Genomic DNA, 12,634 nt, shown 5'->3' on the forward strand with positions numbered 1-12,634 from the left:
CCCAGATTCTCTGATAGCTTTCTAGCAGAGCCCAACAGAACCAGACCCTATCTCTCATATGCACTATTCTCTTAAAATTCAAAGGCAAAATACGCCAGAGTCGCCTCACCGTAGAAATATGACTGACTTCCACATCCTAATTACGACCTAAAAGTGTTAGCATTCTCTGGCTGGTCTGCCTGTTGCAACTAACAACTAAAGCTAAAATAAAACATGCTACCTCATTCTGGCAACATGTCATCTGTTCCTATTTACAGCAATGCCTCAAACTCAGCGACAGTCATGTCTAGCTGCTCACTTGCAACCTCAACGATTAAAAGATGTTGGCGAACCATATCTAAAAAAGCAAACAGTTTTCCACGTTCTAAGCCCTTTTCCTCCGCTTGTTCCAAGGCATAGTCCTGCGCTAATAATGCCTGTTCTTCACGCATACGTAGTTGACTAAACATCTTCCTGTCCTCCTCGGACCAGCTCTTGTAGTCCAGCAGTTGGTCTGCTTGGCTGATAGCTCGCTCAGGTTCTTGGGTAAAGGGTTTATTCCCGAAAAACTCCAACCACGGCTTGCGAACCTCGTCTTTGCTGGTTTCTCTGTATTTTTTAGGTCTTATTTATGATGGTCTTTCAGCAACGATTCAAACTCCGCGACTGACATACCCAGTTGCTGACTCGCAACCTCCGAAGTCAGAAGACCTTGACGAACCATATCTAGGAAGGCAAAAAATTTCCCTTCCTCCCTAGCTGTTTCCAAGGCATAGTCCTGTGCTAACAAAGCTTGTTCTTCTCGCATACGTAGTTGACTAAACATCTTCCTGTCCTCCTCGGACCAGCTCTTATAGTCCAGCAGTTGGTCCGCCTGACTGATGGCTCGCTCGGGTTGCTGAGTAAAGGGCTTGTTGCCGAAAAACTCCAACCATGGTTTACGAACCTCGTCTTTGCTGGTTTCTCTGTATTTTTTTAATTCCAAGAAAGCCATCTTGACCAGATGGTTTTCTTGTCCGTTATTGGTAATAGTTAAAACCTCACCTGTCGTATCCTCTCGCATACTAAAACTGTGAAAGGCAGAATCATCTTGGAAGTAGTTGCTATCCACAATGGCGATGGCATAGACTGGTGCGATGTGTTTATAGCTCTGGTGAGTATCACCTTCACGTTGGCGAATTTTTTCAAGATTTTGATTGACCTGACTGCACAGATAAGCCCACAGGCGATTGATGAAAAAATTCTGATGATGTACTTGAATCTCAATGATTACTTGAGTGCCATTATCTAGTTCAGCTAAAACATCTATACTGGTATAAAAATCCTGCGCTGAGTAGGGCATGGAAGGCAAGACGTGAATATTACTTCCCTCCAAAATGGTCACATTTTTGGCTGGCAAGTCCAGCATATCGCGAATAAATTGACAAGTGATTTCTGGGTTGCTGAAGATTTTCTTAGCAACCAAGTCATTGGTTGGGCTAATGCCCGGATGTCTTAAAATCATCCTTTTCCTCCTTTTATTATACCACAGTTTTATACTCAATGAAAATCAAAGAGCAAACTAGGAAACTAGCCGCAGGCTGTACTTGAGTACGGCAAGGCGACGTTGACGTGGTTTGAATTTTATTTTCGAAGAGTATTAAATCTAGTTTTACTAGATTCACTGACTCTATCTATTTATTCGGAAAAGAAATGAATTGTGAAGATATTTTATCTCGTTTCAACTAAAATATGAGCTTGATCAACCAGTTGTCCATCAACAGTCAGATTCAGATAGAAATCCAAGGTCTTATCAGCAGCAAAATACAGGGTTGGTATGGTCAAATCTTTTTTGCTTTCCCCAGCTTGGAATTGAAGGACTTGAATCTCGTCCTGATAGACGACACCATGGACACCTGTCCCCGGTTGAATCGAAATCTTAGTCTCCAAAGGAGTATTACTTTCGCTACGTTCAATCCTAAAATGAAGAGTCTCTCCCTTTGCTACAGCTAGACTTTTTTCTGCAAATGCTAGTCCCTGACCAACTACTTTTTGTGATAAGCTAGGAGTTTTATAGAGTGAAATCTTGGTCAGTACAGGTAAATCCTGTGCCTCTGTAATTATCACGCGCACCTTCTGTGCCTCTACTAGCGGACCTCGCAAGAGACGCTTATGACCAACGGTGAAGCCCGTACCAAATTCCTGCCAGACGCCATCCACCTCTACTTGCACATGAAAAGCAGCGATTCGTTGCCCCAGCTTCAAATCTTCTCTTAACTCAATTACATCAAAAGTTTTAGGTGACCCTAAGTCTAGTTCTAGCTGGATGGGCAAGTCTACATCGCTTGCCCAAGAACTGGTCTCAAGGCCATCTGTCAGATGATGACAGGCAAAGTCTGTGGAAAGAGCTGGACCAGATACCTCAGATCCCAGAGCCAAATCTTCTTTATAGAGCTCATTGCGATAGGCCGCAAATTCATAGAGACGTTCAATATCCTTTGCATCAAAGAGCCCATCTTTATTCGGCGGAATATTAAGCAAGAGTGGAGTTCCCCGACCCACCGAGTGAAAGTAGATTTCGACCAACTCCTCAAGAGACTTAGGTTCTTGATCCTCATGGTAAAACCAGCCCGGTCGAATGGAAACATCTGCCTCACCAATTGAAAAAATAGTGCCTGAAGAATCTCCATGCTGAAGATAATCCAGCTCTGCTTCTGTTCCTAGTTTGTCAGGATTCACCTTTTGCCACAGTGGATCACCTGCATACCCTCGTTCATTGCCAATCCAGCGGATACTAGCGCCTTCTGTTGAAAAAATTAAGCAATCGCCCTGCAGGTCACGAATGGTTTCAAACCATTTTTCAAATTCATAATTGACCTTTTGAGCGCCCTCTCCTCTGGCACCATCCATCCAGACCTCAGCAAATTTCCCTCCATTTCCATAGGCAGGATTTGATAAAATCTCCTTCAGCTGAGCCAGATAATAAGCATTATAGTCCGCTTCTCGGTCCACATGATAGAGGGGGCTGTGGGCGTCCCACGGCGATAGGTAGACCCCCATATCCATATCAAACTCTGTGGCAGCTTGGGATACTTCAAGGAGCAAATCCCCCTCCCCATTCCTCCAAGGACTGGTCTTGATCGAATAATCTGTGTGAACTGTCGGATAAAGGACAAAGCCATCGTGGTGCTTGACCACCAAAATCAACTTCTTAAAGCCCGTTTCCTTGAGCATGCGAACCCATTCACGCGCGTCTAACCTTGTCGGGTTAAAGCGTTCAGGATCCTCCTGACCTGTCCCCCATTCCTGGTCATAAAAGGTATTGGGCCCAAAATGTATAAATGCTGCTAGTTCATCCTCTAAATAAGCTAGCTGGGCCTGACTAGGCAAGGGGCCATGCGGTTTTATTTCTCTTACCATACTACTTCCTATCTACATTTTTCTTTACTTTTTTGGCATGCACTTGCAATTCTGTTAACGCTAGTGGATTTACCAAGTTTTCAAATCGAAGACGAAGGGCATAGGTCTCCACCTTGTCAAATTCAAAACGAAGCTCTTCATCCTTGTCACTTGACACTTTTCGGATAGCTGATACAGGGCGCCAATTCTCCTCTTGTTTGAGTAGAGAATCCTTGTCCAAATGATTGGGAGTCCGAGGCAAGCTAGGTTCATTCCCTACATAATAATCAATAAAGGTCGGCTCAACAGCCACATATTCTGGATTTTCAACATAATACAAGGTCAGGTTATCCACAAATCGCGGTTTTAAAATCCCTGCATCTCCAAACAGAATGCCGACGCTAGCTTGCTCTGACTTGATAATCCAAGTATTGCCTGTCGATTTCTTCCGAGAAATGACCTTGTCATTGAGGTAAGAAGCTGGGTGATTCGGCTCTGAATGAGAAGCAAAGACCAGAGGCAGGTTGGACCCTGTCCACTGATTGGAAATGACTTCCCCATCTACACTGGCATCTGTCACATGAATGGTGACTGTTGCTGGCAATTCACATCCCGCTACTTGTCCTATAAGTACACACTCTCCTACCTGAGCATAGACTTGGGGTTCAAGTTCATCCCAAGTCACCTTGGCCGTATCTCGTCTGCCATCTGATAAGACTAGCTTAACTCTGTCTGGTAAGTGTGGGGCTTCCTTAACAAGCGTCCAGACCCTTTCAGGCTCAATAGCGCAAATCCCTTGAACACAAACCTGAGCCGAAGCCTTTAGATCCAGCCCCTCAAGCTGACCAGATACCATAAATTCATGAAATTTTTCCAAATCTTCTTTAGGAATTTCCTCCCAGACAACCTTGACTCGTTTTGCATCGCCTGACTCATAGTCCACCAAGACCGAGGACGGAAGCTGTGGATAAGTTCCCTTAGCTGTATACAAGCGAAGTGGTCGCACAGAAACTGCCTGCCCTAGTGAGGTATTTTCTGCGACCTGCAAGTGAGTTTGATAGGTTTTCCCTTGATAAATGGCACGGATAGCCAAGTCACCTGCAGACATGCAATGAAGCACTCCCTGCTTGATAATGGCGTGGGCACTACCACTCGTCTCCCAAATCACTTCACTATTTCCCACTTTGTTCACAGGGTTATCCACAGTTTGTGGATAAAGTCCAATGGCTGGGGAATCCCCTTCTTGTAATCCTGCCTGCTTGTCCACTCGAATCTCAAACAAGCGCTGATTTTTCACTGGCTGGCAATCAAAAGCCTCTCCCACTAAGAGATCAAAACTTGCTGGCTCTAGCCCTCTGGCACTGGCCTTTACTCTGACTAGACCCACCTGCTCCAAGCTCTGAACTAAGAGGACACCTCTGCCATGAAAGGCTTTCCGCTTAAACCGACCATTTTTCTGGGCTTGGTAACGTTCACGACTAGCCTGCCTACCATTATCCACACCCACAATGCGAGCAGGGCCCTCAATTTTAAAATGAATCTGATTGGAAGCACTCGGCACCCAATTTCCATCCTTGTCCAATACATCAAAATAGAGATAGAGGAGGTCTTGCCCATCTGGCTCCAGTTGTGTTTTCTCGGCATGTAACCCGATTTTGGCTGGCTTACCTGCAGTCACTACCCTATCTTCTGCCACAATCTGACCTTGATGATCATAGGCTACAACATGCAATTCTCCTGGTTGATAAGCCAAGCGCCATTCGAGATAGAGTTGGTCAGAACCTTGTCCCTCTTGGTATTTTCTGCCATCTGAAGTCCATTTTTCCTGAAAAGTCTTCCTGCCTTGAGATTTTCCATTGAGAAATAGCTCTACAGAACCAGCATTTGAATACACTCGAACAGGGATATCCCCATACTTATCCACAACTTGTTGATAACTCTTGTGGATTTCCCAATTCCAGTGGGGCAGGATATGAACCATGGGATGCTGATTTACGTCCACCCACTGACTTTGATAGAGATAATAATCATTTTTAGGAATCCCTGCTGTGTCCACAAGCCCAAAATAGGAACTCTTGACAGGCGTATCATTTTGGTTGTGCCAAGGAGTCGGCTCACCGATATAGTCCACTCCTGTCCAGATAAACTGACCTGCATAGTCTAGCCGATTTCTATCTGCTATCCAAGAAGCCGTCGCTGTCTTCCCCCAAGGAACCCGATCATTGCCATAGTCTGACTGTTCAAAATTCCGCACGCGGCGATTATCCCCAACCCATTCCTTAGCTGGGCGAAAATAGCTATCACGCGTTCGGGTAGCCGATGAGGTTTCAGACCCGTAAAGTCGCCACTTGGGATGTCTTTTACGAATCCTATCAATATTATCTTCCGAGTAATTCAAGCCTACCACATCCAGCAAATCAGCAATCTTTTCATGACCTCCAGAACCATCTCCAAAGCGGAACTGGTCCATTCCCATGGTCACAAAACGGCTATCATCAATCTCATTGACCCTTTCCAGCAAGCGTTTAATAGTTTTCAATGAATGGGCATCGCCATTTGCTTCGCTGACTTCATTTCCCAAGGACCACATAAAAATCGCTGGATTGTTCTTGCCACGCTCAATCATAGTGCGCAAGTCGTAATCTGACCAGAAATCGCCTGCTTTCGCTTCTGGATGAGTCGCTTCTTCCTCAAAAAAGCGACCATAGTCATATTCTTTCTTGCCTCCATACCAGGTATCAAATGCTTCTTCTTGAATAAGTAGCCCCATTTTAGCAGCCACATCTAGCAAGATACTACTAGCTGGATTATGGGTGATTCGAATCGCATTGACGCCCATTTCCTTCATCTGGCGCAATCGTCTCTCGGCAGCTGACCTGTTTTCCACAGCTCCCAGAGATCCATAGTCATGGTGCAGACAAACTCCATGAATCTTCAACCAGCGACCATTTAGAAAGAAGCCCTTATCCGCTTGCCAATCTATATAGCGGTAACCAAAGCTCTCCTCTTCTTCATCAACCAAAATGCCATTTTTATAAAGGCGAGTCTTCAACTGATAGAGATGAGGATGGTCAATATCCCAAAGCAAAGGTTGGAAAATTGATATGGCTTGTTGGAAAGAATATTTGTCCCCAGACTCAATCACTAGAGAGTCTGTCGCCTGCCAGTCTGACAGCTGTTGTCCATCATACCAGATACTCTGTTCTAAATATACCGACACAGACTGAGGCCCATCATTTGAAACTTTACTTTCAAGCTGAGTTTCCACCCATCCATCTCTTTGCTCCTTGAGCTTGGGACTTGCTATCTTAATCCCATATAAATCCAGATGCACCGAATCTGTCATCAACAATTTTACTTCTCGGTAAATACCGCTACCAGAGTACCAACGACTGCTAGGTTGCTGATTTTCCACAAAAACCGCAAGCTGGTTGGCCGTCCCATCATTTCTTAGATAAGGCGTGATATCATAAGAAAAAGGTGTGTAACCATTGGGATAATAGCCCAGCACTTGCCCATTGATATAGACTTGGGCATTCATGTAAACCCCATCAAAGAGCAAACGCACCGATACAAGACTGACATCTTCTTCCAAGTAAAACTGCGTCCGGTACCAAGCCTGACCACCGTTTAACTGGCCACCCTCATTTTGCGCTGGCGAGTACTGGTCAAAATCATTGTAAATACTCCAGTCATGTGGTACTTGAATGGCCTGCCAATTTTCCCTCTGAAAATACGGTGCCAAGGCATCTTCTTTCCCCACCTCTTGACTAAAAAACCAGTGATTTCGTAAAACTTCTTCTCTTCTCATACAAGCATTCCTCTTTAAACAAGTCTATTGACTTGACTATAGCACAAAACAAAAGCGCTTTCAATACTTCCTCTATCACTCCCTAAATCCTCAGAAAAGATTCTATAATTTGTGGAAAAGTCTGAAAATCATTCCATATTCAGGCAAACTGTAATTTTCAAGAAACAGGGTCAAACCTTACAAAAGCGCAAAAAACACCTCTCTGAATGTTCATTCCAGAGAGATGTCCCTTTTGTCTTAACTATTGTAAATCGACTGTCTAAAGTCATCTGAATCTTTGAGATAAGCTTTATAAATCGCTTTTTTCAGTTTTTGAACGGGTGTTTCGATAAACTCAAACTTTTTAGCCGTGGTATTTCCTGCTTTTATTTGAGCAAGTTCTTCTTTAACAGCTTTATTCATAAGCTCTTGTAATTTTTCTTTACTATCAATCACTTCTTCTTTTCCGTTATAATTTATAGTAATTGGTTTTAACTTACCTAATTTATCAACACGCTCAGTTATTTGCTCTTTTTTGAAAGCTGCGTAAGATTTTCCCAAAATGTTATCGAAAATATATTTATCAGATAGCGGTTTACCTTCTTCTTCAGCTTGGTTTTTATATTGATTTGATACATAAGGAACAAATCCTTCATAGTAGCCCAAAGCAGCCATCAATTCAAAGGCTTGTTTTCTAAAGGTGATGTCCCCACTCATACCAGAGTCATTTTGACTAACACCATAAATGGTATCAAACATATCCACTAAATAATATCCATTAGCTTTTATATCACCTGTTGCATAAAATCCATTTATGATATAACGATTAACTAAAATATTATTATCAATCAGACTATTGATATCCGTTAGTTTTTCCGCTTCTGTCAGTGTAATTTCTGAGATTTTTTCACTCTTATGCGTAGATTTAACCGCTGGATTTGTGTATGTTACTGTCGCTCTAGGTCCTATCGACGCAATTGGTGTTATTTTTTTGAAATATTTAGTTTTATCTTCTGCTGTAAGTTCCATTGTTGCTTCCGCTTCTAAATAATCTAAACTATACAGCACATCAAAACTTCCATGCATATAAGATTTCAAATCTGCATCCGTCTTAAATCTATCTGGCGTTTTGTTGTAGAAGCCATTTTTCTTACTTTCATCGTAAACAAAGTTTAAGTTGAAATATGTATCTGTCTCTGGTGTATAAGAATTCTCGAAGATTCCTCTAGCATAAAACTCTGCCGCTGTACCATCTCGACGACCGTGATTATTAAACAAGACCGTTCTATCTAGTAAGTGCGTCATTTCATGAGAATAAGTCGCTGAACCCCTATCATCCAGAACTCTGTCTATGAAGTAACGGACACCTACTCCGTTCGCTTCTGCACCTACATTTTGCGATGGCGAGTACATTCCTAAAGGTGTCATGAAGTCTTTAACCCCTTTATCCGCTGTTGGTCCTGATTCTTTAGACCATGTTGTCGCTATTCCAGCAGACGTATCCGTCGTATATTTCTTCATCGTATCTACAATTACTCTATTTGTAATTAGTTTCGGACGATTTTCTTCTTTTGTTATTCTGTATAAAGTGTCAACATAATTAGCCTGTCTTGTCGCAGTTAATTCTATCAATGCTTTAACTTTTTCTAATTCTTCTTTATACTTAACTGGATTCGTTTTCTCTAAAGAAGTATCCATATACGTTCCGATGTTTCCGTAGGTTACCGTCGCTATGTTAGTTATAGCATACACGCTTGGTTCTTTGATATTTACCAACCCTAATAATGTAGCTACATTTTGTTGTCTTCTACTTTCTATTTGACGATTTTCAGCTCCATATTTCTCAGGAGGGGTAGTTAATTTTGTATATAAGTCTACTTTTTCATCAGGTTTTTCTTTCGAAGCTTTTTCAACTACGATAGCTTTAGTCGCTTTCTTCAACCACGTATCGCCATCCATATTAGTGAATGTAGTTCTATTGTAATCTAGGAAATCTAATAGCGTTGGTTTATCTGTAATTTTTCTAAAGTAATTCTCAAAGGTTTTTGGACTATTCGTTAATTTAAGTTCATCATAACTCATAGACCCAAGGTGTGTTAACCAATCTAAAGCAGTAACCTCTTTCTTACCAAATGAGCTTGGATTATAAGCTAGAATATCACGGATGTTGGTATCTCCAAAATCAATATTATAAAAACGATTGATATAGGATAACCCTAGTAATATTTTCTCTTTATTAGCTTCAATATCACCTTTTACTTTTTCTCTATTTTGTTGATTGTCACCTAAAATACTCAAGGTATGCGCCGCAACTTTTTTCAAACTAGCTTCTAAATCGGTTTTAGTCGCATCGAGTGTTTCTTTAATCGATAATTTTTCAAGATATTCTTTTCGTAGAATTTCTCTTACTTCACTATCCCTTATCTGCGGCTGCGTTTTTTTCAACTCACTACGTTTTTTATAAAAATCACGCTCTATTTCTAAAGCAGGCGGAGTTAGTTGCGCTTTAAAGTTTTCATCTGTTAAGAAGTCTACAGACTTCATTTCTCTACTAGCTTCCATCACATCCACTGCATTTTCTAACTCACTATTTTCTGGCAGTAAATGCGGTTTGTCTTCTTTAGTACCAACCAAGATTACTTTTTGGCGCATAGCTTTAGTTACTTCAGTTTTCTCAGTTGGATTTGTTAATTCTCCTGTCTCCGGATTAACTTCATAAGTGTTAGTGACGGTTGTTTCCCCTTGCTCACCTTCATCTTCAACCTTTTCTTTTCCTTTCAGAAGTTCAGGAGCGTCTTTTTTCACCTCTGTAATTTCTATAGGTGATACTATCTTTTCCACATTACCAACTTTTACTATTTTGTCTTTAGCTGGAGTGTTCTCTGTTGTAGTTTCTTCTGAGATAGCTCCTGTTTCTTGATTTACTGTGTATTTTGTAGTTGATACTGAGCTACCATTCTCCCCTGGTGTTTCTTCTTCTTGCACATTGTAACTTAAAACTGGCGATGCTTTATAAATTGTCTTAAACGGAATTTCTTGTGATTGAACTGTTGGTTTTGTTCCTACTGCCGTTATTTTCGCTTGCATTGCTTTGGCTACTTTTGTTGAAATTTCTGGTTCTGTCAACTCTCCTGTTTGCACATTTACTTTGTAGACTTTTATTGTTGTCGTTTCTTCGTCCTGACCCTGATTTCTGACTTCTTTGACACCTTTATCAAGTGACTCATCCGCAACAAACTGTTCGCGTCTTTTGGTTATTGATGTTATTTCTTCTATATTCCCAATCTTAACAATTCTATCCACCGGTTGTTTCTCTATTTTTGTTGAGGTATTTTCCACTATTTTTCCAGTATTTTTGTCAAGAGTATACGTAGTAGTAGTTACTTCCCTTCCTTTTTCTCCTGGTGAGACTTCTTGTTGCTCTTTGTAATTTAAAGTTGGCGATGCTGTATAGATTGTTTTATAGTCCAATACTTTTTCTTTCATTACTGAACTCGGGACAGTTGGTTGCACTTGTGAATCTGACTGTTCTTGGGGAGCTAAGGGGTCAGGCTGAACAGCTGGTTCTGGTTCGTTTCCTTGACTTGGGTTGACCTCTGGAGATGGAGCCGTTTGTTCTGGTTGTTTTTGGGTTTCTTGTGGGGCAGACTCACCAGCATCTTTTGCCCCCTCAACTGGATTCTCCAGCTGGTTCTCCTCACCCTTTTGTTCCGCAGGAGATTGATCTTCTTCGCGTCCTGATTCCACGGCTGGGGTTGCTGGTTCAGAATCTTTGGTCTCAGCAGTTTCTTTAGATGGTGGCTGGGACTCAGTACCTTGTGGGGCATGAGTTTGATTTTCCTCGCCCCCTGATTCCATGGCTGAGGTTGCTGGATCTGGTTGCTTCGGCTCGGCTTCGAGTTTGTCAGGTGTTTGTTTCTCGCCCGGTGTTGCTTCTGTACCCGGCGTTTCTTCTGCTCCTGGTCTTGGTTGTCCTATTCCATCAGCTGGTTTTGTCTCTGTCTCATTCTCTACTATTGGAGTTTTTTCAGGTTGAACTGGTTTAACTTCCTCTGGCTCTGGAGTTACAGGTTGTGTTGGTTTTGGTGCAACTTCTTCCTTAGTCCCAACTGCAATCACCTTGTCCACCGGCTCTTTTGTGATTATATTTTCTATAACTTTGCTAGATTTTTCCCCATTAACGATAGTGACTTCCGTATAGATGGTGCGTTCACCAACAACACCTTCTTGAACAACTTTAGTTTGCCCTTTAGCTAAGGTTGCATCTTCTTGTTCTATCGTTTGGAAAGCAATCTCCTCTGTAGTGACTAGCAATTCTGGTTTCTCTACTGTGGCATTTAACACGCCTTCCTCAGGACTTGTTTTATAATCACTATTATTCTCTGATTTCGGTTCTTCTCCTTGGGGATTTCCTGCAACTTCTTCCTTAGTCCCTATAGGCACAATTTCATCAGGAGCTTGTTTGCTTACAGGAACTTCAACAATTTTCTCAACTGCGTAGGATGGTTGAGGAGATTGCACAAGGTCTTCAGTCGAGCTAAAATGAGATGCAGTCTGTGGTACAATCTTCTTAGATTGAGGTTCTGAACTGTCCTCCTTTTGAGATAATGCTGGCGACTCTACCTTATCGACAGAAAGTTCCTTGTTACCACTATCTCTTACCAAATAATATCCCGTAAATTCATATCCTTGAACTCTTTCAGGACTTGGTAAAAACTGACCTTCTACTCTCTTAACAAGGGCTGGTTGCAATTCTACCAGATTTTCGAAAGCAGAGATGGATGCTCCCCATCCACCAACAGCAAAGACTGTCACAAGGAAGTAAGACGCTCCCCTTTTTCTCTTGATTAAAGTGAAGGAAAGCAATAATAATCCTGCTCCCAGGATAAACGTCCCATCATTAGAAAAAAGACCTGTTTCTGGTAATCTTGTAGCCAATTTTCGATAGACAAAGTAGTATTCTTTTCCCTCTTTTACCTCAATCTTATTTTCTTCAAACCATTGCAACTCAGATTTCAGCTTTTCAGATAAATCCTGCTCATCCAAATAATGACTTGAAATTAGTGTTGAACTCGTTTCGGTAGCCTGTACAGGCTGAGCATCCATACCAGCAAAAAATAAACTCGTTCCTAGCAAGACCGAACAAGCTCCTATTGCATATTTCCTCAAAGAAAAACGCTGCTTTCGCTCAAATTGAAATTCTTTCATCCCATCTCCCATCATTCATTATTACTGTATATTTAGTATATCAGAAATAGTTTGTATTCACAAATCTTTCTAGTTATTCCCTTATCATTCCAAGTTAAGGGCAACAACATACAATAATTTTTATTTAATACTCTTCGAAAATCTCTTCAAACCACGTCAGCTTCCATCTGCAACCTCAAAACAGTGTTTTGAGCAACCTGCGGCTAGCTTCCTAGTTTGCTCTTTGATTTTCATTGAGTATAAATGTATATCAATGTTCTTTGTTTTTCTTAACAAACG

Annotated in this window: 4 protein-coding genes and 1 pseudogene; all 5 read right to left on the reverse strand. The window is 41.7% G+C overall.

The features are described 5' to 3' along the window. Positions 1-251: 251 nt before the first annotated feature. Positions 252-599, reverse strand: a pseudogene (locus tag AC6I9F_RS09665) (Rpn family recombination-promoting nuclease/putative transposase); the annotation flags it as partial. Positions 600-604: 5 nt separating this feature from the next. Beyond that, positions 605-1,483, reverse strand: a complete 879-nt coding sequence (locus AC6I9F_RS09670; RefSeq protein WP_498021962.1) for an Rpn family recombination-promoting nuclease/putative transposase — start codon at positions 1,481-1,483, stop codon at positions 605-607. Between the two features lie 206 nt (positions 1,484-1,689). Further along, positions 1,690-3,378, reverse strand: coding sequence for an alpha-L-fucosidase (locus AC6I9F_RS09675; RefSeq protein ID WP_498021964.1), 1,689 nt, complete (start codon positions 3,376-3,378; stop codon positions 1,690-1,692). Position 3,379: 1 nt separating this feature from the next. Next, positions 3,380-7,168 (reverse strand): Ig-like domain-containing protein, encoded by a 3,789-nt coding sequence (locus tag AC6I9F_RS09680; protein ID WP_498021966.1) that lies wholly within the window; start codon positions 7,166-7,168, stop codon positions 3,380-3,382. Positions 7,169-7,405: 237 nt separating this feature from the next. Then, positions 7,406-12,355 (reverse strand): ZmpA/ZmpB/ZmpC family metallo-endopeptidase, encoded by a 4,950-nt coding sequence (locus AC6I9F_RS09685; protein WP_498021968.1) that lies wholly within the window; start codon positions 12,353-12,355, stop codon positions 7,406-7,408. Positions 12,356-12,634: the final 279 nt, after the last annotated feature.

The sequence above is a fragment of the Streptococcus nakanonensis genome (assembly GCF_059738785.1).